Source organism: Achromobacter sp. B7, from assembly GCF_003600685.1.
In the GTDB taxonomy this organism is placed as follows: domain Bacteria; phylum Pseudomonadota; class Gammaproteobacteria; order Burkholderiales; family Burkholderiaceae_B; genus Achromobacter; species Achromobacter spanius_B.
On sequence record NZ_CP032084.1, the window covers coordinates 48,900 to 72,713 of the forward strand.

Consider the following 23,814-nt stretch of genomic DNA (forward strand, 5'->3'; position numbering starts at 1 on the left):
TGGCGCGGCAAGCTGGAAGATCCATGCAAGACATTCAATTGCTGCTCGAGCAATACGGCGGGTGGCTGGTGTTCGCCAACGTCCTGGTCGAACAGGCGGGCCTGCCCGTGCCCGCCTACCCCATGTTGATCGCTGCCGGTGCGTTGGGCGGCGCGGCGGGTTGGCTCGCGCCGTGGCTGGCCGCGACCGTTGCCTGCCTGTTGGCCGACACGCTTTGGTATGTGGCCGGCCGCCGATATGGCGCGCGGCTGTTGGGCGTGGTTTGCAAGATGTCCTTGTCGCAGGATTCCTGCATACGCCAGACGCAGCGCCTGTACCTGCGCATTGGCGTGCGCGCCTTGCTGGTGTGCAAGTTCCTGCCCGGCGCGGGCGCGCTGTCCACCGTCATGGCCGGGCTGACCGGCACGGCGTATCGGCGCTTCCTGGTCTACGACCTGGTCGGCGCGATGATCTGGGCGGGTTCCGCGCTGCTGCTGGGCGGGCTGTTCCACAGCGTCATCAACGACGTGCTGGATGTGCTGGGCACCTACGGCCCGATGGGTTTGGGTGTGCTGGCGGCGGTGCTGGCGCTGTACATACTGGCGCGCTTTTTGCGCCGCAAGATCCTGCTGCGCAGCCTGCGCGTCATCCCGCGCGTGTCGGTCGACGAGCTGATGCAATGGCGTCAGGACGGCCGCAACACGCTGGTCTTTGACGTGCGGCCCGACGCGCAAGGCGACGGCGCGCGCATTCCCGGCGCCATCGCCGTGGACCTGAAGGCGCCCCTGCCCAAGCTGGACGCGCAGGCGCTGGATTCCGACATCGTGGTCTATTGCGCCTGCCCGAACGAGGTCTCGGCCGCACTGCTCGCCTCGCGCCTGCGCGCTGCGGGATACCCCAAGACGTGGGCGCTGCGCGGCGGCTACGAAGCGTGGATGGAGCGCAATCAAGAGGCTTGATCGAAAGCGGGCGACACGTGAGACCGGTGACCCGTGGCACCCGGTTGCCCGGTCTGGTCCCTGGCCAACCGTCTTGCGCGATGTCGGAATTCGGCTCCCCCTGATACGCGCTATCAGACTCCTCCTATAGACCTGCCCCGCGTCTATTGCGCAAGATCTTGGCTTCGGGTTGAGGTCCAGGGCGCCGTGCCTCTTGCATGCCGGCCTGGTTCCCGTCGACAAGGAGGTCTTGCATGGCAGCCCCTGTTGTCGGTGCGCTTATCTGGGGATATCGCGCCTACCGTGCTTACGCCGCCTACGAAACGGCGCAAACCGCCATCGAAACGGCCGAGACGCTGGCGCAGATCGGCCAGCGCAAGAAAGAGGTCCAGACCATCCTGAAAGATGCCATCAGCGGCATGAAGAAAGAGATCGACATCAAGAGCTCGACGTTCGTGCGCACTGGCGGCAACGTCACGGTGTCGCGCGGCCGCCGTGAAAACGTGACGTACCGGCAGTACATCGAACGCAAGATCCCATTCCGGCCGGTAATCAGCATGGTGTGCCAGTGGGCGCTGAAGTCACCGCTGGTCGTGCCCAGACGGATACGCAAGAAGATCCCGGGCGAGGTCATCGAAACCACGATCGATATCGCGCTCAAGCAGACCACGGCGTCGCTGGTGTTTGAAGCGGTGGATGACCTGCTGGCGTGGCAAAGCCCTTTGAAAGCGGAACCTAACTACAACGCCGCGTCGCGCGCGGCGATGCTGGGCGACCCGGCGACGCGACCCCTGCGCATCAGTGAATATTTCCCCTTCTGGCCAAGGCCGAAAGGCAGCCTGGCGCCGGATTTGGTCATCGTGGAATACCGCCAGCAGCCGTTTGAGGTCGACAACGTGTTCGCGGCGGTGGAGATCAAGTTTCCGAACGACTGGGTCAGGGATGTGCAGATAAGCGACTACCTTGAACTGATGGGCCGGGATCCCCAAAAAGTTGCACTCTTGCGGGTGCCGGAGGATTGCACCGGCTATCGGCCAGAGAAGGCTGGCGATAGCGATCGAAAGCCAAGGAGAGGACGATGAGCAGCAGTCACCCTTTGATCGACGACGACGATCTGTTCGGCATGGTCACCGACCTGAAAAAATGGCCTCACACCGCCGTCGACCACGGCGCGTTCGAATTATCGACAACCCTGTTTTCGACGTTCTACTTCACCTACGAGCCCACGCATTACCTTCAGACAACGCTCGCGATGATCGATGTGAAGGAGGCATTCGAGAATCTGGTTGGTCATCCGTTCACGGTCGCGACGCATCCCGACTCCGAACGCCCGCATCCCTACGGCTCGAAGCGGCTTGGCGATATACGCGAGTGGGCGAGGCGAAAGCCTCTGGAAAATGTTTTCGTCGTAAAGTTCTCAGACGAAAAGAACTACCAAAGTTCGCCAACCCATTCCGCGTATCTGTGGCGGCACAATCTGCGGGGCGATCGTGAACAAAACTATTCATCAATCCAGTTTTATTACCGCTGGCAATGGTGGCTGGAGAACAAGGACGCGTGGCGGCGGTTCGTGCTGGATGCGATCGGCCGCCTGAAGCCGGCCCAGGTCTACAGCGGCTTTTCAATGGGAAACCCGCTGGAATTCGGCATGCGTGCCGAAACAGCGGTATGGGATCGCGCGTTGGCGCCACATTTTTATGGGCTGGATACCGATTACCCATTCGGCATGTCGCTCACGCCGCAGCTGCCTTCCGGCATCCGTCCACCCACCTGGGGTTTCTTCCTGTCCGACATCTGGCGCAATAAGGCGTCTCTTTCCAGCGAAGACGTGATCGCGCAACTTGCCGATCCGCGTATCCGTATCGACGCCCTGAGTGGCGGTCATTGGATCGAGCTGGGGCCGCAACCCGAGCTCTATCCGGTGGAAGACGGCGTGCCCGCGCTTCCCGTTTTGCTCAACCGGCTGCTGCGCAGAATTCGCCACCCGCAGCTGGATCTGGTCGGCTTTGGCGAATGGGACGGCGACCCGAACGAACGCTTCAACCGTCGCGACACTCAGCGTTGGCTGGCGCGGTTCGACGATGACAGCGATTGGCCCACGCCGGACATTCGTGGTCATGAACCAGGGGCGCCGGCGGTCGATCCCGTACCCACCCACGTCGTCGCGGGCAGCACGATTCCGTCTGAGGGCTGGTGGTACACGCTGGCGCAAGACCAGTCACGCCGCTACTTCAAGGCCGACGACGTCGCGCCACCCATCTCCCAGGACACCTCGCGCGGGCGCGTCATCTGGCAACGCGATATCGACCAGGGAGTGCCTGAACCTGAACCGGCGCGCGGCGCCGAAACGGGCCAGCTTGCCCCTCGCGCCGGTCAGTGGCGCGCGCACGAAGTGGCCGACGTCTGGTGCGTCGTGGCCAAACATGAGCCCTTGCCGGCGTACCAAGGGCGGCCAATAACGTGGCGGTGGATGCACGAAGCCGTGGCCGCGCCCGCGGGCGCCGCGCACGGTCGGTCAGGCCAGGCCTGCCCCTACCCCGGCACATGGACGTGCCAGGAATTTGCCACGGGCCCCCAGACCTTCATGCATCAGACGATCTTCCCGAAGATCAATGGGCAGGACGTCACCTGGGTACTGGTGACATTCATGAAATAACCGGCCCAGGCTGGTGATCGGCCCTGCGACGCGTTGTGGCCGCGCGGGCTCGTTTGGATGCACGCCGGGGTGGGCGAGGCTTGTTGCCAAGCGCATAATTCCAGTTCAGCCCGCAATACAGGTGGGCGGCTACAGGAGAGACGAATGCGGTTGTTGTTTTTGGGTGCCGGCGGCACGGGCGGATATTTCGGCGGGCGCGCCGCGCAGGCGGGCGCGGATGTGACCTTTCTGGTGCGCGAACCGCGCGCCGCGCGCTTGCGCGAACAAGGCTTGCGCATCAAGAGCCCGCTCGGTGATGCCACCTTGCATCCGAAGCTGGCCACGCAGCAGACGCTGCAAGGCACCTATGACGTGGTTGTGCTCAGCTGCAAGGCGTACGACCTGGCCAGCGCCATCGACGCCATCCGCCCCGCTGTCGGTCCGGACACCGCCGTGCTGCCCATCATGAACGGCGTGCTGCAATACGACGTGCTGGACCGCGAATTTGAACCGCATCGCGTGTTGGGCGGGCTGTGCCAGATCAACGCCACGCTGGGCCCGGACGGCGAAGTGGTGCACCTGGGCAAGCACGCGAATATCGTCTTCGGCGAACGCGCGGGCCCGGCGCGCAGCGAGCGTTGCGTGGCGCTGGAACAGGCTCTGGCCGGCGGTGAGTATGTCAGCCGCCTTAGCGAAGACATCCACCAGGACATGTGGGAAAAGTACGTGATGCTGACCACGCTGGCCGCCGCCACGTGCCTGATGCGCGGCTCGATCGGCCAGATTGCGTCCACCGACGACGGCATCGATATCCTGAAAAGCCTGCTGCAAGAATCGCAGGCCGTGGCCGCCGCTTCCGGCCATGCGGTGCGTCCGGAGGCCGATGCGTTTGTGCAGAACTTGATCAGCGACCGCACGCAACCCATGACGGCGTCCATGTTCCGCGACCTGCGCCAGGGCCTGCCGGTGGAAGCGGACCACATTGTGGGCGACATGGTGCATCGCGCCCATACGCTGGGCGTGGACGCGACCTATCTGCGCGTGGCCTATTCGCATTTGCAGGTGTATCAGGCGCAGCGCGCGGCCGCTGCCGGTTGATTGGTCCGGGTGGGTCTATGGGTTCATGATCCATTGATTCATGATCCATTGATGCATGGATTGCAAAAAACTCGTCCCTTTTGATGGGTTTGTTGTTCGGAATTGACCGAATAGTATGGATTGCCAGATTCGGGGCGACAGGCGGCGCATCGTGCACCGCCTGCCGCCCCGCCCCTTTCCCAGGAGCAAGACCATGAAAATCGCATTGATCGGAATCACGGGCCGTGTGGGCTCGCGCGTGGCGGACGAACTGCTCAAGCGCGGCCACCAGGTAACGGGCATCGCCCGCAACCCAGCCGACGTCAACGCCCAGCCCGGCCTGACCATCCAGCAGGGCGACGCCACCGACCCCGCCACCTTGACCCCCCTGCTGGCCGGCCACGACGCCGTGGTCAGCGCCACACGCTTCGTGTCGACCGACGCCAAGCCCCTGATCGCCGCCGTGAAGAACGCGGGCGTGCCGCGCCTGCTGGTGGTCGGCGGCGCGGGCAGCCTGCTGGTGGCGCCCGGCACGCTGCTGATCGACACCCCCGAATTTCCGGATGCCTACAAACCCGAGGCGCGCGCCGGCGTCGTGTTCCTGGACACGCTGCGCCAGGAAAAAGTGCTGAACTGGACGTTCCTGTCGCCCTCGGCAATGTTTGAGCCGGGCGAGCGCACCGGCCAGTTCCGCCTGGGCGAAGACCACCTGCTGGCCGATGACGAAGGCAAGAGCTGGATTTCGATGGAGGACTACGCGATTGCGCTGGCCGACGAAATCGAAACCCCGCAGCATGCGCGCCGCCGCTACACGGTGGGCTACTGAAGCCGCCGCCGGCCCCTGCCGCCAAGGTCCCTGGGAGCCCGTCAAGGGCTCCTTTTTCTATTGTGCAAGCCTGCCGGAACCCGCCTTTTTGTTTGTAAACTGGCAGGCCGCCAGCCGGCGTATCCAGAAGTTGTCCGTATGCGTATGAAGTGCAAATCCTTGGCCGCCTGTGTGCTGCTTGCGTCCCAAAGCCTGGCCTGCGCGCCCGCGCTGGCGGCCGCGCCGCAGTCGAACAAGGAGATCGTCGTTGCGTTTTTTCGCATGATGTTCCAGGACCGCGACGTCGATGAGGCCGTGCGCCTGTACGTCAGCCCCAACTATGTGCAGCACAACCCTTACATGCGTGATGGCGTCAGCCCCATGGTTGATTTCTTCCCGCCTTATTTCGGCCAGCATCCGCAAGCCATCGTCGACATCAAGCGTGTGATCGCCGAGGGCGATCTGGTGGTGATCCACAATCAATGGCGTGATTCGCCTGAAGATCGGGGTCAGGCCATCGTCGACATCTTTCGGGTCGACAAAGGAAAGATCGTCGAACACTGGGACGTCAGCCAGGAAATTCCCGAGAACCCCGCCAATCAGAATGGCATGTTCTAACAAGGCCGCCATGTCACGCATCGAAGCCGTAGAGTTGCCCCGGTCCTACCTGCTGTTGAACCACGGCCCCACCGTGCTGGTCACCAGCGCCCATGGCGCATCGCGCAACGTGATGGCGGCCGCGTGGGCGATGCCGCTGGATTTCAATCCGGCCAAGATGCTGGTGGTGGTGGACAAGAACACCTACACGCGCGAACTCATCGAAGCATCGGGCGAATTCGCGCTGTGCATACCGTCGCGCGCGCAGGCTGCCGCCACCTTGAAGGTGGGCTCGGAAACGGGCCGGGGCGTGGACAAGTTCGAACACTGCGGGCTGACCACGTTTGCCGCCAGCAAGATCGGCGCGCCGCTGGTCAGCGACTGCCTGGGCTGGCTGGAATGCAAGGTCGTGCCCGAACCGCACAACCAGCAGGCTTATGATCTGTTCATCGGCGAAGTCGTGGCCGCGTGGGCCGCGCCCGATGTGTTCTCGCAAAACCGCTGGCACTTCCCCCAAGACGAGCGCCGTTCGATTCACTATGTGGCGGGCGGTTCGTTCTTTACCACCGGCCAGCCCTTCAACGTTTCAGAACCGGAGTAGCCCCTATGCGCAGCGTGTATCTTGCGGGGTTCGACGTCTTCCTGCCCGATGCCGTGGCGCATGGCCAGCGGCTCAAGGCCTTGTGCGCGACGTACGGATTCGAGGGGCTTTTTCCCTTGGACAATACGGCGCCGCAAGACCTGTCGGGCGCGGCACTGGCGCAGTGGATCTATCGCGAGAACGTCGCGCTGATCCGGCGTGCCGACATGGTGATGGCCAACTTGAATGCGTTCCGGGGTACCGAGCCGGATTCGGGCACGGCCTTCGAGGTGGGCTACGCCATCGCCTGCGGCAAACCGGTATGGGGCTATACCAGCCAGGCGGGATCGCTGATCGATCAGGTGGCGGTGGGGGCGGCGGCCGACGACGGCGCCGCGCGCATGGTCGACGCCGATGGCTACACGGTGGAAGACTTCGGCTTGAATCTGAACCTGATGCTGGCGTGCAGTGCGCGCGTTGTGGTGGGCAAGGCTTCCGATTGCCTGGCCCGCATGGCGCAGGACGCCGGCGGGAGCCGGTAATAGCGCCAGTCGCCGCCGCTGACTTCGTCGCCGCTTACGTTGCCGCCGCTCACTTCGCCACCACTTACTTCGCCACCACTTACTTCGCCGCCTTCTTGCGCGTGGCCTTCTTCGCCACCGGCGTACCCAGATACCCCATCACCGCATCCACCACGGCCTCTTCCAGCTGCTCGGTGGAAAAGCCCGCGGGCGGCTCCAACGCCGCCGCGTGCACCAGCGATTCCATGATGCGCAGCACCACATAGGTCGCCAGATCGCGATCCTGCTGCGCGATCTCGGCCCGGTGCAGTTCCAGCAGATGCCGCATGCGGCGGTGGATGTCCTGGTCAGCCATGCTGTGTTCGCGCGGCGTGTCGAACAAGGGGAATTCCCGTTCCAGCACGCGGTGCAGCGCGGGTTCCAGCAGGTGTGCGTGCAACATGGCCTGCACGATGGCGGCCACGCGCTCTTGCAGCGTCGCGGCGGGATTGCTGTTCAGCACATCGTCGATGACATCCAGCATCTGGTTGTCATGGCGCTGGTGCAGCGCCGCGATCAGCGCGTTCTTGTTCGGAAAGTACTGGTACAGCGACCCGACGCTGACCCCCGCCGTTTCAGCGATCAGATTGGTGTTGGTGCCCGCGTAGCCGTGCGAGGCCAGAACGTGAGCCGTCGCTTGCAAGATCGTATCGACGGTGTGCTGGGAACGGAGCTGGCGCGGCGATTTTCGGGGCTGGGGAATGGCGGTCATGGATGCGTTGAAAGGCGAGTATCAAACCTGAGCAATGGCTCATGGAATTTACGGCAGGCAATCTGATTTTTTACCCGCAAGCGCGGATTATGCCATCGACGAATTCTGTCGCGATGGTGTCAGATCGCCACGCCCTTTTCACGCACGCATTTCTCAATGCCCGACGTCAGACCGTGGCGGCCATTTCCAGCACTTCGTCGTCCACGGGCTGCGTCTGGCCGTCTTTCAGCTGTTGCAGGTGGTCGGCCAGTTCGGCGATGGTCAGGGCGACCAGGCCGTGCTGGGCGGCGTAGCGTTCAAGCGAGGCGCCGCGCATCATGGTGCCGTCGGGGTTCATCAGTTCGCACAGCACGCCGGCCGGGCGCAGGCCGGCCAGCACGGCCAGGTCGACCGAGCCTTCGGTGTGACCGCGTCGCGTCAGCACGCCACCGGGCTGCGCGCGCAGCGGGAAGACGTGGCCGGGGCTCACGATGTCTTCGCTTTGCGCGGTCGGCGAAATCGCCGCGCGGATGGTGGTGACGCGGTCCACGGCGGACACGCCGGTGCTGACGCCGTCGCGCGCCTCGATCGACACGGTGAATGCGGTGGCGAAGCGGCTTTGGTTGCGCGTGACCATGGGCGGAAGTTCCAGGCGGTCCAGCGTTTCGCCGGGCAGGCACAGGCAGACGATGCCGCTGCCGTCGCGGATCAGTTGCGCCATGACGGGCACGGTCAGCTTGTCGGCGGCGACGATAAGGTCAGCTTCGTTCTCGCGATCGAAGTCGTCCATGAGGATGACGGGACGGCCCAGGCGCAGATGATGCAGCGCGCGCTGCAAACGGGCGGCGAACGGTTGCGAAGCCAGGCTGGGGAGGGACTGCGGGGTATTGAGGTTGGACATTGAAACGCTCTCGCAAAATGAAGGGGGCGAAAAACGTTTCAGGGCTAATCGACAGCCAAGCGCAATACGACGTTCCAGGCGCAAGTGCGCCTGGGTGACGGGTGTTGTGCCGGCACATCTTCTCTCATCCGGACTATGACCGTCGGCTCTGGCATCTCACCAGATCTGCTGACCCCGATGTCCGTGAAGGACGCCGGGCGCTCGCGGGCTCGCCACATTGCATGGCATACCGCCGGTGGGGAATTGCACCCCGCCCTGAAGACGTACTGCATGTCGTGTTAACGACATCGGCGATTGTACGCCTGTCCGCGCGGATGGTGGGACAGGCGGGGCGGGGGTGCGTACGCCGAGTTTCAGGGGACGGATTTGTCGGCCGGGGCCGCCTGGGTCGGGGCCTTTTTCGTTGCTGCCCGCTTCGTTGCTGCCCGCTTCGTTGCTGCCCGCTTCGTTGCTGCATTCTTCGGTGCTGCCTTACTCGGTGCAGCCTTCTTCGTCGCTGCGTTCTTCGTTGCAGCCTCCTTCGGTGCAGCCTCCTTCGGTGCAGCCTCCTTCGGTGCTGCCTTCTTCGCTGCGGCCTTCGTCCGCGGCTCCGCCACCTTCTCCGCCTTCTCCGTCACCGCTTCCGCCGCTTCCTTCGATGCCTTCTTATCCGTCTTCTTCTTCGGCAGCGCCAGCATCGTGCCTCGGCACGGCGGGGTGCCGCACAGGCAGCGGTAGCCTTCTTTCAGCGCCTTGGTGATGCGGCCGTCCAGCACCAGCCCGTAGTCGTACGACAGCTCGGTGCCGCGCGGGATGTCCTGCAAGGCCACGATGTAGACGCGCTTGCCGTGCTTGCCTTCCTGCGCTTCGCAATTGGGCTGACAGGAATGGTTGATCCAGCGCGCGTCATTGCCTTGGTCGCCACCGTCGATCACGCGGCCGGAACTGAGCGCGAAGAAGAACGTGTGGAACGGATCGTCCGGGTTGGTCGGATGGCGCCGGTCGGCTTCCTTGGCGCTGATGCGCGCGCCGCCGTACTCGATGATGCGTGTGCCCGCGGGGATCTTGCGGGCGGCGAAGACGCCATTGCCATGCAACTTCGAGCGGCGAACGACGTGCCAGGGCTTGATCGGGGTGGCTTCGGTGGTCATGGAGGCGTGGGGCGAGACGGTGGGGGAATGAGACGAAACAGAATTATATCGACGCGCTTGTGACACGGATGACAGGCGTATAGTGAGCGCCGCCTTGTCTTTACTTGATATTCATCATGATCGTCCGTCCGCGGCCTTCCGCGTTGGGTTTGTTCTTTGTGTTGCGCGGTTCCATCATCCCGCGCATTCTCAGCAGGATCCTCGTCATCACGCTGTTGTCCTGCGTGGTGGTGTGGATGTACCACCGCCAGTGGTTCTCGCCCGCGCACCTGACGGCGGTGCCGTTTTCGCTGTTCGGGCTGGCGCTGTCGGTGTTCATGGGGTTTCGCAACAACGTCTGCTATGACCGTTGGTGGGAAGCCCGCAAGCAATGGGGCGACCTGATCGTGCAGGCGCGCAGCCTGGCGCGCGAAAGCGCTGTGCTGCTGGCCGCCAGCACCGCCAACCCGATCCAGGAACGGCTGGTGCGGCGCTGCATCGGTTTCGGTTATGGCCTGGCGGCGCGGCTGCGCGGGCAGGACATGGTCGATGCGGTGCGCCCCTGGGTGCAGCAAGACGAACTGGACACGCTGGCCGGTTGCCGCAACGTGCCCGACGCCCTGCTCATGGCCATCAACCGCGATCTGGCCGGCTGCCTGCGGCGCGGCGAACTCAGCGACATTCTTTACCAGGGCCTGACCCAACGCGTGGCCCAGTGCGCCGCCATCCAGGCCGCCTGCGAACGCATCAAGTTCACGCCCTGTCCGTTCGCGTATTCCTTGCTGCTGCATCGCACGGCATGGCTGTTCTGCCTGCTGCTGCCGTTTGGCCTGGTGGGCACGCTGGAATATCTGACGCCCGTGGCGGTCATCATCATTGCCTACACCTTCTTTGGGCTGGACGCGTTGGGTGACGAGCTTGAGGACCCCTTCGGCCTGGAAGAAAACGACCTGCCCCTGTCGGCGCTGGCCCGCGTCATCGAGATCGATTTGCTGGAAGGCCTGGGCGTGCGCCCGCTACCGGAACCGGCCGTGCCGCAGGACTACATCCTGCGCTGAGCGCCGCTTCAGGCCACCGGGCCGGTCAGCGGCAGCATGGTCTCCTTCAGCCGACGCAGCACAAAGCAGGACTTGCTGTGGCGGATGCCGGGGATGCGGTACAGCTGCTCGCGCAGCAGCCGTTCGTAGTCGCGCGTGTCGCGCACGGCGATGCGGATGTAGTAGTCGTAATCGCCCGACACCAGAAACGCTTCCAGCACTTCGGGGATGGCCGCCAGCGCGCGGCCGAACTCGTACAAGGTTTCTTCGCTGTGGCTTTCCAGTGTCACGTGCACGATGACCGTGTCCATGAAGCCCAGGCTGGCCGGGTCGATGTCCACGGTGTAGCCCCGGATGACGCCGGCGCCCTCCATCCGCTTGATGCGATTCCAGCACGGGGTAGACGACAGCCCCACCGCCGCGCCGATCTCATTCAAGCTGGCGCGCGCGTTCTCTTGCAGCACCTTCAAAATGGCGAGGTCAAACTTGTCCAGGTTCATTTTCTTTGATTCCTCCAAATCAAAGATGAATTTACTCCGGCTCACCCGTATTCGTGGAAAAGAAGATAAAAATTCTGCGCGCCTACGAATAAGATAGATAGCATGAACGATCGCCTGCACCCCACCGCCGCCGCCGCGCTAGCCGCCACCGAAGCCCCTCCTGCCAACGGGGCCAAGATTCTGCTCGATACGCTGATTGCGAACGGGGTCGATACCGTGTTCGGCTACCCGGGGGGCGCGGTCCTGCCGCTGTACGACGCCTTGTACGCCGAGCCGCGCCTGCGCCACGTGCTGGTGCGCCACGAGCAGGCCGCCGTGCACGCCGCCGAGGGCTATGCCCGCAGCACCGGCCGCACGGGCGTGGTGTTCGTGACCTCCGGCCCCGGCATGGCCAACACCACCTCCGGCCTGCTGGACGCGATGTGCGATTCGATTCCGGTGCTGTGCATCAGCGGCCAGGTCGCTACCGCCGCGATCGGCACCGACGCCTTTCAGGAATGCGATGCCATTGGCATCTCGCGTTCCGTCACCAAGTGGAATACCCAGATCCGCGCCGTGGACGACGTGGCCAACGTGGTGGGGCGCGCATTTGAACTGACCCGCCAGGGCCGGCCCGGCCCGGTGCTGGTGGACTTTCCGAAAGACGTCCAGCTGGCCGTCCCGCGCGACGCGGATGACGATGTGCCGGGCCTGCCGTCGCAGCAAAAGCTGGCCGCGCTGCGAGCGCGCCGGCAGTCGGGCAAGCTGGCGGCCAAGTTGCCGCAATCAGCCGTGCGCCGTGCTGCCGCGTTGATCGCACAGGCCAAGCGCCCCATCTTCTACGGCGGTGGCGGCCTGGTGAATGCCGGCCCCGAGGCCTGCCAGGCCTTTACGGATCTGGTGCGCCACACCGGCGCGCCGTGCACGTTGACGCTGATGGGCCTGGGCGCTTTCCCCGCATCCGACCCGCGGTTTGTCGGCATGCTGGGCATGCACGGCACCGTTGAAGCCAACCTGGCCATGCACAACGCCGATCTGGTCGTGTGCATCGGCGCCCGGTTCGACGACCGCATCACCGGCAAGCTGTCCGAGTTTTGCCCGCACGCCCGCAAGATCCATATCGACATCGACCCCGCCTCCATCAACAAGGTGGTGCGCGTGGACGTGGCGTTGGTGGGCGACTGCCTGCCGCTGGTGCGCGCGCTGCGCGCCGAACTGGGCGACGCACCGCTGGAGCCCGCGCGCCTGGCGCCGTGGTTCAAGCGCATCGAGGCCTGGCGCGCGCAGGACTGCTTGGGCTTCACGCCTGCCGCCGACGCCATCTTGCCGCAGCACCTGATGTCCAGCCTGAACGCCGCGCTGGCCGATCGCGACGCCATCGTGTCCACCGACGTGGGCCAGCACCAGATGTGGGCCGCGCAATACCTGCGTTTCGACAAGCCGAACCACTGGTTGACGTCGGGCGGCGCCGGCACGATGGGCTATGGCGTGCCCGCCGCCATCGGCGCGCAGGTGGCGCATCCCGACAAGACCGTGGTGTGCGTCAGCGGCGATGCATCGGTGCTGATGAACATCCAGGAACTGTCCACCGCCATGCAACACCAGACGCCCGTGAAGGTCGTGCTGTGCAACAACGGCTACATGGGCATGGTGCGCCAATGGCAGGAACTGATCCACGGCGGCCGCTACAGCCACAGCTATAACGCGTCGCTGCCTGACTTCGTGGCGCTGGCGCGCGCGTTCGGCTGGGGCGCGGCGCGCGTGGATGATCCGGCCACGCTGGACGCCGCGCTGGCCGAATGCCTGGCGCATGACGGGCCGTACTTTCTTGACGTGGCGGTGACCGCGCAAGAGAACTGCTTTCCGATGATGCCGGCGGGCCATGGCCACCAGAAGATGATGCTGGCCGAAGGCGTCTGGTACCAGGACGAGACGACCTGATCGCCTAGAACTGGATCGACAGGCCGCCGTCCACCACCAGCACGTGCCCGTTCACGTAGGACGCGGCCGGTGACGCCAGGAACACCGCCGCGCCGGCGATTTCCTCCGGCTCGCCCCACCGGCCCGTTGGATTGCGCGCGGCGATGCGCGGGCCGAAGTTCGGGTCCGCCACCATGGCCGCATTGGTTTCCGTGGCGAACGTGCCCGGCGCGATGGCGTTGCTGGTGATGTGCTGGCCGCCAAATTCTGCCGCCAGCGCGCGCACCATGCCCGTCAAACCCTGCTTGGCGGCGGGATAGACCGCGTCGCCCGCCCTCGCCAATTCCCCCACCACCGACGTGATCGCGATCAGGCGCCCGCCGCCCTGGCGCACCATGCGTTCGGCCGCGAACTTGGCCAGCAGCATGCCGGCCACCAGATCGGTATCGATCAACTCGCGGATTTCGGCCGGCGTCGTGTCGCGCAGCGTCTTGCGGTTGCGTGCGCCCACGTTGTTGACCAGCACGTCCAGCCGGCCATGCTCGTCGTCGATGCGTTGAAAGGCGCGCGCCATGTCGGCGTCGTTGCTGACGTCGAACGGCAAGGCATGCGCGTCCAGGCCCGCATCGGCCAGCTCGGCCACGGCGGCGTCCACCGACGCGCTGTTGCGGCCGTTGATCAACACGCGCGCGCCGCAGCCGGCCAACGCGCGCGCAATGCAAAAGCCCAGCCCGCGCGCGGACCCGGTTATCAGCGCCACCTGGCCCGTCAGGTCGAAGTTACGCAAATAGGGAAGAGTGCTCATCAATGCTGTCCCGAATGTTCCATGGTCATTCCCTGAATTCCGGCGCCCAATGCAGCAGCCGCCGTTCCAGCCAGGTCACACAATAAACCAGCGCGATACCGACGATGGACAGCAGCGTTACGGCCGCGAACATGTCGGTGGCGTTCAAGGTGGCCAGCGCGGTGATCATCAGGTAGCCCATGCCCGTGGTCGACCCGACGAATTCGGCCAGCACCACGCCAATCAACGCGAAGCTGATGGCGTTGGGCAAGGCGGCGAACGTCCAGGCCGCGGCGGTAGGTATGCGCACCCGCCACAGGATCTGGCGCGGCGAGCCGCCCAGCGTGCGGCAGAAGTCCACCAGTTCACGCTCGACGCTGCGCCCGCCCTTGTAGGTGTTGAAGAACACCAGGAAGAACACCACGAACCACGATGTCACCACCTTGGAAGCCAGCCCCAGGCCGAAGAACATGGTGATGAGCGGCACGAAGGCGATGCGCGGCATCGAGTTGAACGCCACGATGAACGGGTTGAAGACGTCGGCCAGGAAGCGGCTGCGGCTAAGCGTCATGCCGACGATAAAGCCGCTGCCCACCCCCACCACCAGCCCCACCATCGTGGCTTGCAAGGTCAGCCAAAGATGCGGCCACACCGAGCGCGGGCCGGGTTGCAGCCATTCCCACAAACGCACCGCCACGCGGGACGGCTGGCTGATGAAGAACGGGTCGAACAACGTGTTCTGCGTGAACCACGGAATGCGCGTCAGCGTTTCCCATGACCCAAGAATGACGGCAAGAATCAGCACCTGCCACAACGTGATGCGGACTCGGCGCTTGATGCCGGCGCGGCGGTCCAGCCGTAGCTGGTCTTGCAAGGAATTTGAGGTTTCAGTCGGAATCATGGGGCAGGAAGAATCAGGCGGCGGCGCGGAACTGCTGGCCCAGCACACTCCAGAGGCTTTGCACATGGGCGACGAACTGCGGCGTTTCGCGCAGCGTGAACACGTCGCGCGGATGCGGGATGCGGATGCGTTCATCGAGCAGCACGCGGCTGGGCGGGCCGGACAGCACCACCACGCGGTCCGACAGCAGGATGGCTTCGTCCAGGTCGTGCGTGACCATCACGATGGTCTGGCCCAGCTTGCGCCAGATCTCCATCAGCTCGCGATGCAGGTGCGTCTTGGTGTGCGTGTCCAGCGCGCCGAAGGGCTCGTCCAACAGCAGGATGCGCGGCTCGACTGCCAGGCTCATCAACAGCGCCACGCGCCGCCGCATGCCGCCCGACAGCTGGTGCGGATAGGCGTCGGCGAAGTCGGTCAGGTGGCCAAGCTCAAGCAGTTCGGCCACGCGCTGCGCGATCTTGTCGGCGGCCACGCCGTGAAACTTCAGCCCCAGCGCCACGTTCTTCTTGACGCTGAACCACGGCAGCAAGGTGTCTTTCTGAAAGATGTAGCCCAGCGCAGGAGGCACCTGCCCGTCCACTTGCCGGCCGTCCACGTGGATGCTGCCGGTGGTGGGCCGCAAAAAGCCGGCGATCATGTTCAGCAGCGTGCTCTTGCCGCAGCCCGAGGGGCCGACGATGGAGACGAATTCACCCGCTTCGATGGTCAGGCTGACGTCGCCCACCGCATGCGTCGTGCCCTGGCGTGACTGGTACGCCTTGCCGACCTTGTCCAGCGTAATCATCAAAGGCCCCGCGCTTTGCGCACGAAGCTCATGTTCACGCATTTGGCATAGGGGACGGTCTTGATTTCGTCATTGGAAAACTGGCGGCCGTCGCCCATGATGGCCGTCATGCGGTTGTATGCGTCTTCGGTGATGATGTTGTCTTTCAAGAACACCGTGTCTTTGTAGACGCCCAGCGTTTTCTCGATGGCGGCGCGCGGGAACGCGCTGAGGTAGTCGTCGTAGATGACGTCGGCGATGCCCGAGGCCGGGGTGGCGGTGATGAAGTCCTGCGCCTTGACCATTGCGCTGACGAAGGCCTGCACCACTTCCGGGCGCTTCTGGATGGTGTCTTGCAGCGTCAACGCGGCAATGCCGGGCACGTCGCCGCCCATGAATTCGTTCCACGAGGCTTCGGTGGTGGCGTCGAAAATTGGCACGCCCCAGCCTTCCTGGCGAGCCTGTTCCATCATCGACATGGTGGCCATGCTGGCGGATACCGAGCCGGTCTTGAGCGCGCCCAGCATCGTGGCCAGATCGCCCAGGGGCCGGATGTCGACCTTGTCGGCCACGCCGGCTTTCTGCATCAGGTACAGCGCCATCAGCCAGGTGCTGGACTGCGGTTGCGTGGCGCCGACGCGCTTGCCGGCCAGGTCTTTCAACGACTTGATCTTGCCGCTTTCGAAGTCTTCGCGGCGCACGATGATGTTGGCGTACGTCAGCTTGCGGTCAAAGCCGAACACCAGCGTGGCGGCCTTGCCGGCAATGGTCAGCGCGGGGGCGGCCGTGGCGGCGGTGGCGCCGAACACGATCTGGCCGGCCGCCAGCAGCTGGTTGGTGCGCGGGCCGCTTTGCGAATTCAGGTATTCAACGTCCAGGCCGCCTTCGTTGAAGTAGCCCTTCTTGAGCGCCACGTAGCCGGCCGCGAAAAAGGGATCGATGCTGCCTTGTCCGTAGACGACGCGGCCCAGCTTGGGCTGGGCAAAGGCAACGCGCCCGTCAAGCAAGGCGACACCGGCCAGGGCGCCGGCGGCGGTCAGGATGCGGCGGCGCGTGGTGAAGCGGGGGCTGTGGGTCATGTCGTCCTCGAATTGATTTTTGGTTGGCGCTTTGGGTGGCGCTGTTTGGCGTAAACAATACCCCAGCGTGTGCGGCCCAACAATGGAAAACGCCCGGGTTGTCCGGGCGTGGGTCGGCAAATGGCAGCCGGGTACGGGATCAGGCGTGATCAGGGGCGAGTGGCTCCGCCCTTTTCGTCGCGCCTGGATTCCCGTTACGAAGCGGTTTTCTTCGGCGCGGCCTTTTTGACAGCCTTCTTGGCGGCGGTCTTGGTGGCCGTCTTGGTGGCTGTCTTAGTTGCGGTTTTCTTCACCGCCGCTTTCTTGGCCGGCGCTTTTTTCGCTGCCGTCTTCGCTGCGGTCTTCGTCGCCGTCTTCGAGGCGGTCTTGGACGGCGCGCGACCCGGTTTTTCAGGACGCGGCTCGAACTCGAAGCCGATCTTGCCGTCGGGCTGACGCACCAGGAATGCCTTGAACTTGCGGTTCGTGCGGCTGGACACAAAGCCGTCCAAGAGGTCGGTGCGGCCCGTGGTCAGCAGCTTGCCCATCTGTTCGGCCGAGATCTCCTGTTGCAGGATGACCTTGCCCGAGCGGAAGTCGCAGGTCTTCTCAGGCCCGACCGACTTTTCGCAAACGTAGCTCATGCCGTGCTCGAACACGCGCGACTGGCACTTGGGGCAGGGGCCGACCGGCGTGTGGCCGGAGAAGTCCACCGCTTCGGTGTCGTCTTCGTCGTTCTGGCCGAAGTCGAACTCCAGCTTGTACTCGTCGCTGATACGCAGAATGGCGGCAAACGGACGGCCCATCTTGCTGATGAAGCCTTGCAGCGGACCGATTTCGCGCTTGGCCAGCAGCTCTTCGACTTCCGGCAGTTCGAACGTGCGGCCGCCCGGATGCTTGCCGATCGAGAAATCGCAGGCGGTGCAGGCAAAGCGGCGATAGTTTTCCTTGACCACCGCGCCGCACTTGGGGCACGGCGTTTGCAAGGTGGCGTAGTCGCCGGGCACCGTGTCGCGCTCGTATTCCTTGGCGCGCTTGACGATCACCTGGGTCATCTGCGCGATTTCGCGCATGAAGGCCTCGCGGCCCAGGCCGCCCTGCTCGATCTGCTTGAGCTTGTGTTCCCATTCGCCCGTCAGTTCGGGCGAGGTCAGTTCGGTCACATCCAGGCCGGACAGCAGCGTCATCAGCTGGCGCGCCTTGGCGGTGGGCACCAGGTCGCGGCCTTCGCGGCGCAGGTACACCTCGTTGAGCAGGCCTTCGATGATGGCGGCGCGTGTGGCCGGCGTACCGAGGCCGCGTTCGGACATGGCTTCGCGCAGTTCTTCGTCGTCCACCAGCTTGCCGGCGCCTTCCATGGCGGACAACAAGGTGCCTTCGTTAAAGCGGGCGGGCGGTTTGGTCGAGAGGCCCACGGCTTCGACGTCTTCCGTGCGCACCGTTTCGCCATCGGCAACCGGCACCAGGTTGGCGTCTTCGCCTTGGGCTTCCTTGCCGTACACGGCCAGCCAGCCCGGGGTGACCAGCACCTTGCCGTCGGTGCGGAAGCGATGCCCCTGCACTTCGGTCAGGCGCGTGGTGACGCGGTATTCGGCCGCCGGGAAGAACACGGCCAGGAAGCGCTTGAGCACCAGGTCGTACAGCTTGGCCTCGGCTTCGCTCAGGTCGTGCGGGATTTGCAGCGTGGGGATGATGGCAAAGTGATCCGACACCTTCTTGTTGTCGAAGATGCGGCGGTTGGGCTTCACCCACTGCTGGCTGACGACGGTGCCCGCGTGGCGCGACAGGCCGCCCACGGCGTTCGAGCCGCCCGTGGCCAGCGCGCGCATCGTTTCCTGCACCGTGGTGATGTAGTCCTCGGGCAGGTAGCGGGAGTCGGTACGCGGATAGGTCAGCGCCTTGTGGCGTTCGTACAGGGTCTGGGCCAGCGACAGCGTGGTCTTGGCCGAAAAGCCGAACCGGCCGTTGGCCTCGCGCTGCAACGACGTCAGGTCGTACAGGGCCGGCGACATCTGGGTCGACGGCTTGGATTCTTCGGTGACGTTGCCCGGCTGGTCGCGGCAGGCTGCCACCACGCTTTGCGCGGCGGCGGCGGACCACAGGCGCGATTCACGCTTTTCCGGGTCGCGGTCGTCTTTCTTGAATTGGGGGTCGATCCAGCGGCCTTCGTACAAGCCGGCGGCGGCGATGAAGGTGGCGCGCACTTCCCAGTAGTCGCGGGGCACGAAGCGGCGGATGCGCTCTTCGCGCTCGGCCACGATGGCCAGCGTGGGCGTTTGCACCCGGCCCACCGGCGTCTTGAAGAAGCCGCCGTCCTTGCTGTTGAAGGCGGTCATGGCGCGCGTGCCGTTGATGCCGACCAGCCAGTCGGCTTCAGCGCGCGAGCGGGCGGCCGCTTCCAGCGGCTTGAGCTGCACGTCGTCGCGCAGGTTGGCGAAGGCTTCGCGGATGGCGGCCTGCGTCATCGATTGCAGCCAGAGGCGCTGAATCGGCTTTTTCACACCCGCATACTGAATGATGTAGCGGAAGATCAGTTCGCCCTCGCGTCCCGCGTCACAGGCGTTGATGATCGAATCCACGTCCTTGCGCTTGGCCAGGCGGACCAGCAGCTTCAGGCGTTCCGCCGACTTCTTGTCGGTGGGGCCGAGTTCGAATTCCGGCGGAATCACGGGCAGGTGCGCGAAGCTCCACTTTCCCTTGACCGGATCATTGGGCGCGACCAAGCTCAGCAAATGGCCGATGCTGGATGCGAGTACGTAACGTTCGCTTTCAAAATAGTCGCCCTCGCGCGCAAAGCCTCCCAAGGCGCGTGATATATCAAGGGCCACCGAGGGCTTCTCGGCAATAATCAGCGTTTTATTCATGTGTATCCAGTGGCGGTAGTCCCGCCTTAGTAGCGCGGATAATAAGATCGGAGATTCGCCAGATGCAAGTCGGCACTGAAAGGCAAGCGGGATCCGAACTGCACGCTTGGCGTCAATTCTTGGCGCGAAGCACCTTGTGGCTAGGCGTTTTGCTGCTGGGCAGCGCTGCGATTTGCTGGGTTGCCGCCAACTGGCAAGACATGACAAAAGTGCAACGCTTTGCCGGCACGCAGGGTTTGCTGGCGATCTCGGCGTTGGCGGCGGCCTGGGCCGGTTTGCGCCTTCGGGCCTCGCCTGGCGTGCGGCGCAGCGTCCCCGGCGCGCTTCTGGCATTGGCCGGCATCTTGCTGGGCGCCTTGCTCGCGTTATTGGGTCAAACTTACCAGACTGGCGCCGATACCTGGGAATTGTTCGCCTGGTGGGCGGTTCTGCTGCTGCCCTGGGCGCTGGCTTCGGCCAGCCAGGCGGTGTGGCTGTTGTGGGCGCTGGTGCTGAATGTGGCGGCCGCATTGTGGCTGGGCGAACGCGTCTTCACCTGGTATGCCCTCTATGACGGCTCGGGCCTGCCCAACCTCATCATGGCCGCGCTAAACCTGACGCTGCTGTTGGGCTGGGAACTGGCGGCGCGCCGCTGGCGGGCCAGCACGCTGATCGGGCCGCGCGTCTTGGCCTTCATCGCCATCAGCGCCCTGGTGCTGTCCCTGATGTTCGGGGACTTCATCCTGCGCGGGGTGGGCTCGCTTAACGGCATCGCCTGGCTGGCCGCGACGCTGGGGCTGGGCTTTTACTATCAGCGCGGCCGGCGCGACCTGGTCATTCTGGCCATGCTGGCGGCGGGCGTCATCTGCGTGTCCCTGCGGGTGGTGGGCGAATGGCTGTTGCGGCTGGAGCCCGGCGTATGGGCTGCGCTGCCCCTGGCCGCCCTGCTCATGGCCGAGGCCGTGCTGGCCGCGCGCTGGTTGCGCAAGCTGGCCGCCGAACCCGACGCCGCCTTGGTCACCGCCGATGCCGAACCGGCCGCCGCGTCGGCGGGCAACGCGGTCGAATCCGGCGATGCCGGCACCCCCGTCGTGCAACTGGCCCCTGCCGCCATGCCGCATGCCGAACCGCCCTGGTATGTGCAATGCCTGCTGGGCCTGAGCGCCTGGCTGGCCACTTTGCTGCTTCTGGTGTTCGTGGCGTTCTCGGGCATCGTGACGTCGGAAGAAGGCGCGCTGGTGGCCGGGCTGGTTTTGTGCGGCGCGGGCGTGGCGGTGCTGCGCAGCGACGCCGGACCATTCTGGCGCCAATGCGGCACCGCGATGGCCTTCACGGGCCAGATCCTCATCATCTACGGGCTCTCCAGTTCCACATCGTTCACCAGCGCCTGCTTATTTGTATTGCTGCTGGCGGCGGTGGTCTACGCGCTGGGGCCGGATGTGATCCTGCGTTTTCTGTCGGGCCTGTTGGTCGCGGCGGCGGGCGCCGCCCTGATCTGGCGCGGCCTGTCCCCGGAGTTGATGCGCGACGACCTGCTGGACGCCTGGCTGTACTTCGACGCGGGCCGCGCCGGCTTCGTCTGGCTGCCGATTGCCGTGATCGGCGCCTGGGCCACGGCCGTCATCCTGACCTGGAGCCATCGTGTGGGCGGCAAGCGCGGCCACGCGATGGAGCCGCTGGCCTGGGCCTTCCTGCTGTCCGTGCAAGGCATGGTCTGGCTGGCGGGCGGCATCTCGGCCCTGCACCTGCCGGCCATGTGGAAGTTGAATCCCCAGGGCGCGTTGCTGGTCGTGGCCGGGGCGCTGCTGCCGGCCGCCGCCGCGCTGGCGGTGCTATGGCCGCGCCGCCACGTGCTGACGGGTGGCGTGACCTGGGGCGTGCCCATCGCCTTGCTGGCCCTGGCGCTTTTCTGGCTGCCCAGCCCGGGCGTGGGCTTTGCGCTGGCCTGGCTGTTGCTGGGCTTTGGCCTGAACCAGCTACGGCTGGTGATCTTCGGCGTGCTCAGCCTGCTGGCTTATCTGGGCGTCTATTACTACCAGCTGGATGTGCCCTTGCTGCAAAAGGCGCTGTGGCTGGGCGGCGGCGCCTTGCTGTTGTTCGTGCTGCGCGGCCTGGTCTGGCTGGTGCCCCGACTCATGCGTACGCAGGCGCCCGACCGGCGCGCGCCGCTACCGCCGGTGTCCGGCCCGCTGCGCTGGCGCACGCTGGCCATTCTGGGCGGTCTGGCGCTGGTGCTGGTGGTGGCCAATGGCGGCATCTGGCAGCGCGAAAAGCTGCTGGCTACCGGCAAGGTGGTGATTCTGGAACTGGCGCCGGTCGATCCCCGTTCGTTGATGCAGGGCGACTACATGGCGCTGAATTTCGCCGCCAGCCGCGACATCACCCGCTTGCGGCTGGGGGGCGATCGCCTGGCGGACGAGGATTCGCTGATGGGGTTCGAACCCGACGGCTATGTGATGCTGCAAGCCGATTCGCGCGGCGTGGCCACGCCGTTGCGCATCCAGCCGGACGCGCAGCCGCATGCACCGACCGAGGTGCCGTTGCGATACCGCGTCCGCGATCGCGGTGTGCGTATCGTCACCAACGCCTGGTTCTTCCAGGAGGGCGAGGCCAAGCGCTTTGAAGTGGCGCGGTATGGCGAACTGCGCGTGGCGGAAAACGGCGAAGCCTTGCTGGTGCGGATGCTGGGCGAAGACCTGCAACCGCTGTAGCGGCACACTAATTTGTAGTGGATGACAGCGGAAAGCGCCGCGCCCAGTGCGCGGTGGCCGCCGACAGGAAGCCTTCCCGGTCGGTTGCCGCGATGGGCGCAAAACCCAAACCGCGCCACGCTTCTTGCAGCGCGGCCAGCGGTGCGCCGGTGTCGATGGGGGGCGCGCCGTTCTGCTTGGACAGCTTCAAGCCGCTGCCCGCATCCAGAATCAGCGGCACGTGCAGATAGCGCAGCGGCGGCAAGCCCAGCAGGCGGCCCAGCACGCGCTGGCGCGCCGTGGAGCTGAGCAGATCCGCGCCGCGCACCACGTCGGTCACGCCCTGCTCCGCGTCGTCCACCACCACCGCCAATTGATACGCCCACAAGCCGTCGGCGCGCCGCAAGGCAAAGTCGCCCACGGCGGTAGCCACGTCCTGCTCTTGCGGACCCAGCCAGCGGTCTTCGAAATGTTCAACGCCGTCGGGCACCCGCAAGCGCCAAGCACGCGCCTGGCGCCCAGGCGGCAGGCCGTGGCGGCAGGTGCCCGGGTAGGGGCGTTCGCCGTCGGCGCCAGGCACGGTCGGGCCCCGCAATGCGGAATCGGCGATTTCACGGCGCGTGCAGCCGCAGCCGTAGATCAGGCCACGGGCGTCAAGCGAGTCAAACGCGGATTGATAGGCGGCGTTGCGCTGGGACTGCCACAGGACGTCGCCGTCCCAGTGCAAGCCCAATGCGCGCAGTTGCGCCATGATCGTGTCGGCGGCCCCCGCCACGGTACGCGGCGTGTCCACGTCTTCGATGCGCAGCAGCCAGCGCCCGCCGTGGGCGCGCGCATCCAGCCAACTGGCCAGCGCGGCCACCAGCGAACCCGCGTGCAGCGGGCCGCTAGGGCTGGGGGCGAATCGGCCTACGTACGGCATCGCAACCGGTCACAGCAACCGCAAAGAGCCTGCGCCGCGTCAATGCAACAACCGCACGCCCTCTTCGTCCAGCAGCTCTTCCAGGACCAGGTTGTCGATCTCGGCTTCCTGGCTCCAGAGAACCATGAGGGCGATGATCTTGATCTTGGATAGCGGCACGGGCGTTTCGGGCGAAGCCAGGCCTCGGTCGATGACGATCTCACGCAGGGGCGCCGGCAGCACGCCGGCCGATTCCAAGAAGGCGATGAAGCCGATGGATTCGGAGCCGAGCTGGCTGTATTCGTTGTCGGTGTAGATCCGGGTTCCGGTGTTGGGCGCCTGAGCGAGGTCGACACATCGTTCGGTGGTCTCGGCAAGGCCATACAGCCAACCGAGCGCGTCGTCGATGTCTTCGTGCTCGAAACCGGCGGCGGCTAGCCGCTTTGCGAGCACATCGGCCGCAGGACAGGCTTGCGGCGTGTAGTAATTCTCGAACAGATAAACCAGGATATCGAACATATGGCGCAGTGTTGTGCCTGTTTGCACAGTCGGCCCGCATATCGGCA

Annotated in this window: 21 protein-coding genes, 1 pseudogene and 1 riboswitch; of the genes and pseudogenes, 11 read left to right on the plus strand and 11 right to left on the minus strand. The window is 65.1% G+C overall.

Annotated features, from left to right (window positions below; translation table 11 throughout):
* The first annotated feature begins 23 nt into the window (after positions 1-23).
* From DVB37_RS00220 to DVB37_RS00255, 8 genes are all read left to right on the plus strand, one after another.
* A complete protein-coding gene (locus tag DVB37_RS00220) occupies positions 24-938 on the plus strand; it encodes a DedA family protein/thiosulfate sulfurtransferase GlpE (protein ID WP_046804004.1) in 915 nt (304 codons plus the stop codon).
* A gap of 233 nt (positions 939-1,171) precedes the next feature.
* Positions 1,172-1,999, plus strand: a complete 828-nt coding sequence (locus tag DVB37_RS00225) for a VRR-NUC domain-containing protein (protein WP_120153315.1) — start codon at positions 1,172-1,174, stop codon at positions 1,997-1,999.
* Positions 1,996-3,573, plus strand: a complete 1,578-nt coding sequence (locus DVB37_RS00230) for a type VI immunity family protein (RefSeq protein WP_120153317.1) — start codon at positions 1,996-1,998, stop codon at positions 3,571-3,573. The genes DVB37_RS00225 and DVB37_RS00230 overlap by 4 nt, the downstream gene beginning before the upstream one ends.
* Before the next feature lie 144 nt (positions 3,574-3,717).
* Complete coding sequence (panE, locus tag DVB37_RS00235) at positions 3,718-4,650, plus strand: 2-dehydropantoate 2-reductase (protein ID WP_120153320.1); 933 nt, start codon at positions 3,718-3,720, stop codon at positions 4,648-4,650.
* Positions 4,651-4,843: 193 nt separating this feature from the next.
* Positions 4,844-5,455: an NAD(P)-dependent oxidoreductase gene (locus DVB37_RS00240; protein ID WP_046804001.1), complete on the plus strand. Its 612-nt coding sequence runs from the start codon at positions 4,844-4,846 to the stop codon at positions 5,453-5,455.
* 138 nt (positions 5,456-5,593) lie between these two features.
* On the plus strand, positions 5,594-6,052 hold the full coding sequence (locus DVB37_RS00245; RefSeq protein ID WP_052945974.1) for a nuclear transport factor 2 family protein: 459 nt from the start codon (positions 5,594-5,596) through the stop codon (positions 6,050-6,052).
* Between the two features lie 10 nt (positions 6,053-6,062).
* On the plus strand, positions 6,063-6,632 hold the full coding sequence (locus DVB37_RS00250) for a flavin reductase family protein (protein ID WP_046804053.1): 570 nt from the start codon (positions 6,063-6,065) through the stop codon (positions 6,630-6,632).
* A gap of 5 nt (positions 6,633-6,637) precedes the next feature.
* Positions 6,638-7,153, plus strand: coding sequence for a nucleoside 2-deoxyribosyltransferase (locus DVB37_RS00255; RefSeq protein ID WP_120153322.1), 516 nt, complete (start codon positions 6,638-6,640; stop codon positions 7,151-7,153).
* A gap of 79 nt (positions 7,154-7,232) precedes the next feature.
* On the opposite strand, the gene DVB37_RS00260 is transcribed toward DVB37_RS00255, so the two are convergent.
* From DVB37_RS00260 to DVB37_RS28580, 3 genes and pseudogenes are all read right to left on the minus strand, one after another.
* Positions 7,233-7,883, minus strand: a complete 651-nt coding sequence (locus DVB37_RS00260) for a TetR/AcrR family transcriptional regulator (protein WP_046803999.1) — start codon at positions 7,881-7,883, stop codon at positions 7,233-7,235.
* A gap of 166 nt (positions 7,884-8,049) precedes the next feature.
* A complete protein-coding gene (ribB, locus tag DVB37_RS00265) occupies positions 8,050-8,763 on the minus strand; it encodes a 3,4-dihydroxy-2-butanone-4-phosphate synthase (protein WP_120153324.1) in 714 nt (237 codons plus the stop codon).
* A 112-nt stretch (positions 8,764-8,875) separates the two neighbouring features.
* Positions 8,876-9,030: riboswitch (FMN riboswitch) on the minus strand.
* A 356-nt stretch (positions 9,031-9,386) separates the two neighbouring features.
* Positions 9,387-9,893, minus strand: a pseudogene (locus DVB37_RS28580) (SET domain-containing protein); the annotation flags it as partial.
* Positions 9,894-10,009: 116 nt separating this feature from the next.
* Between DVB37_RS28580 and DVB37_RS00275 the strand changes: the two are divergent.
* Positions 10,010-10,930 carry a bestrophin family protein gene (locus DVB37_RS00275; protein ID WP_104144636.1) on the plus strand — a complete coding sequence of 307 codons (921 nt, stop codon included), beginning with the start codon at positions 10,010-10,012 and terminating at the stop codon, positions 10,928-10,930.
* 8 nt (positions 10,931-10,938) lie between these two features.
* Here DVB37_RS00275 and DVB37_RS00280 read toward each other — a convergent pair whose 3' ends face one another.
* Entirely contained in the window at positions 10,939-11,409 is a 471-nt protein-coding gene (locus DVB37_RS00280; protein WP_046803995.1) for an Lrp/AsnC family transcriptional regulator, read from the minus strand.
* A gap of 93 nt (positions 11,410-11,502) precedes the next feature.
* Between DVB37_RS00280 and ilvB the strand changes: the two genes are divergently transcribed.
* A complete protein-coding gene (ilvB, locus tag DVB37_RS00285) occupies positions 11,503-13,329 on the plus strand; it encodes a biosynthetic-type acetolactate synthase large subunit (RefSeq protein ID WP_120153328.1) in 1,827 nt (608 codons plus the stop codon).
* 4 nt (positions 13,330-13,333) lie between these two features.
* Here the strand turns inward: ilvB and DVB37_RS00290 are convergent, their stop codons facing one another.
* The 5 genes from DVB37_RS00290 to DVB37_RS00310 form a co-directional block, all read right to left on the minus strand.
* On the minus strand, positions 13,334-14,113 hold the full coding sequence (locus tag DVB37_RS00290) for an SDR family oxidoreductase (RefSeq protein WP_046803993.1): 780 nt from the start codon (positions 14,111-14,113) through the stop codon (positions 13,334-13,336).
* A gap of 25 nt (positions 14,114-14,138) precedes the next feature.
* Entirely contained in the window at positions 14,139-14,993 is an 855-nt protein-coding gene (locus DVB37_RS00295) for an ABC transporter permease (RefSeq protein WP_120153330.1), read from the minus strand.
* Between the two features lie 13 nt (positions 14,994-15,006).
* Positions 15,007-15,777 (minus strand): ABC transporter ATP-binding protein, encoded by a 771-nt coding sequence (locus DVB37_RS00300; RefSeq protein WP_162941136.1) that lies wholly within the window; start codon positions 15,775-15,777, stop codon positions 15,007-15,009.
* Positions 15,777-16,835: an ABC transporter substrate-binding protein gene (locus tag DVB37_RS00305; RefSeq protein WP_046803990.1), complete on the minus strand. Its 1,059-nt coding sequence runs from the start codon at positions 16,833-16,835 to the stop codon at positions 15,777-15,779. Before DVB37_RS00305 ends, DVB37_RS00300 begins: the two co-directional genes overlap by 1 nt.
* A gap of 194 nt (positions 16,836-17,029) precedes the next feature.
* Positions 17,030-19,678 (minus strand): DNA topoisomerase III, encoded by a 2,649-nt coding sequence (locus tag DVB37_RS00310; RefSeq protein ID WP_046803989.1) that lies wholly within the window; start codon positions 19,676-19,678, stop codon positions 17,030-17,032.
* Between the two features lie 62 nt (positions 19,679-19,740).
* Here DVB37_RS00310 and DVB37_RS00315 point away from each other — a divergent pair, with 62 nt between their 5' ends.
* On the plus strand, positions 19,741-22,368 hold the full coding sequence (locus DVB37_RS00315) for a GDYXXLXY domain-containing protein (RefSeq protein ID WP_120153334.1): 2,628 nt from the start codon (positions 19,741-19,743) through the stop codon (positions 22,366-22,368).
* Positions 22,369-22,375: 7 nt separating this feature from the next.
* Here DVB37_RS00315 and gluQRS read toward each other — a convergent pair whose 3' ends face one another.
* Positions 22,376-23,269, minus strand: coding sequence for a tRNA glutamyl-Q(34) synthetase GluQRS (gluQRS, locus tag DVB37_RS00320; RefSeq protein ID WP_120153336.1), 894 nt, complete (start codon positions 23,267-23,269; stop codon positions 22,376-22,378).
* A gap of 39 nt (positions 23,270-23,308) precedes the next feature.
* A complete protein-coding gene (locus tag DVB37_RS00325; protein WP_006216709.1) occupies positions 23,309-23,767 on the minus strand; it encodes a DUF494 family protein in 459 nt (152 codons plus the stop codon).
* Positions 23,768-23,814: the final 47 nt, after the last annotated feature.

What these genes read in the sequence shown, in the direction of transcription:
- DVB37_RS00300 (WP_162941136.1), bottom strand. Translation starts at nt 15,777, where the DNA reads ATGATTACGCTGGACAAGGTCGGCAAGGCGTACCAGTCACGCCAGGGC.
- DVB37_RS00230 (WP_120153317.1), top strand. Translation starts at nt 1,996, where the DNA reads ATGAGCAGCAGTCACCCTTTGATCGACGACGACGATCTGTTCGGCATG.
- DVB37_RS00250 (WP_046804053.1), top strand. Translation starts at nt 6,063, where the DNA reads ATGTCACGCATCGAAGCCGTAGAGTTGCCCCGGTCCTACCTGCTGTTG.
- DVB37_RS00225 (WP_120153315.1), top strand. Translation starts at nt 1,172, where the DNA reads ATGGCAGCCCCTGTTGTCGGTGCGCTTATCTGGGGATATCGCGCCTAC.
- DVB37_RS00255 (WP_120153322.1), top strand. Translation starts at nt 6,638, where the DNA reads ATGCGCAGCGTGTATCTTGCGGGGTTCGACGTCTTCCTGCCCGATGCC.
- DVB37_RS00305 (WP_046803990.1), bottom strand. Translation starts at nt 16,835, where the DNA reads ATGACCCACAGCCCCCGCTTCACCACGCGCCGCCGCATCCTGACCGCC.
- DVB37_RS00290 (WP_046803993.1), bottom strand. Translation starts at nt 14,113, where the DNA reads ATGAGCACTCTTCCCTATTTGCGTAACTTCGACCTGACGGGCCAGGTG.
- DVB37_RS00310 (WP_046803989.1), bottom strand. Translation starts at nt 19,678, where the DNA reads ATGAATAAAACGCTGATTATTGCCGAGAAGCCCTCGGTGGCCCTTGAT.
- DVB37_RS00260 (WP_046803999.1), bottom strand. Translation starts at nt 7,883, where the DNA reads ATGACCGCCATTCCCCAGCCCCGAAAATCGCCGCGCCAGCTCCGTTCC.
- panE (WP_120153320.1), top strand. Translation starts at nt 3,718, where the DNA reads ATGCGGTTGTTGTTTTTGGGTGCCGGCGGCACGGGCGGATATTTCGGC.
- DVB37_RS00315 (WP_120153334.1), top strand. Translation starts at nt 19,741, where the DNA reads ATGCAAGTCGGCACTGAAAGGCAAGCGGGATCCGAACTGCACGCTTGG.
- DVB37_RS00220 (WP_046804004.1), top strand. Translation starts at nt 24, where the DNA reads ATGCAAGACATTCAATTGCTGCTCGAGCAATACGGCGGGTGGCTGGTG.
- DVB37_RS00240 (WP_046804001.1), top strand. Translation starts at nt 4,844, where the DNA reads ATGAAAATCGCATTGATCGGAATCACGGGCCGTGTGGGCTCGCGCGTG.
- DVB37_RS00295 (WP_120153330.1), bottom strand. Translation starts at nt 14,993, where the DNA reads ATGATTCCGACTGAAACCTCAAATTCCTTGCAAGACCAGCTACGGCTG.
- ribB (WP_120153324.1), bottom strand. Translation starts at nt 8,763, where the DNA reads ATGTCCAACCTCAATACCCCGCAGTCCCTCCCCAGCCTGGCTTCGCAA.
- DVB37_RS00245 (WP_052945974.1), top strand. Translation starts at nt 5,594, where the DNA reads ATGCGTATGAAGTGCAAATCCTTGGCCGCCTGTGTGCTGCTTGCGTCC.
- DVB37_RS00280 (WP_046803995.1), bottom strand. Translation starts at nt 11,409, where the DNA reads ATGAACCTGGACAAGTTTGACCTCGCCATTTTGAAGGTGCTGCAAGAG.
- DVB37_RS00325 (WP_006216709.1), bottom strand. Translation starts at nt 23,767, where the DNA reads ATGTTCGATATCCTGGTTTATCTGTTCGAGAATTACTACACGCCGCAA.
- DVB37_RS00275 (WP_104144636.1), top strand. Translation starts at nt 10,010, where the DNA reads ATGATCGTCCGTCCGCGGCCTTCCGCGTTGGGTTTGTTCTTTGTGTTG.
- gluQRS (WP_120153336.1), bottom strand. Translation starts at nt 23,269, where the DNA reads ATGCCGTACGTAGGCCGATTCGCCCCCAGCCCTAGCGGCCCGCTGCAC.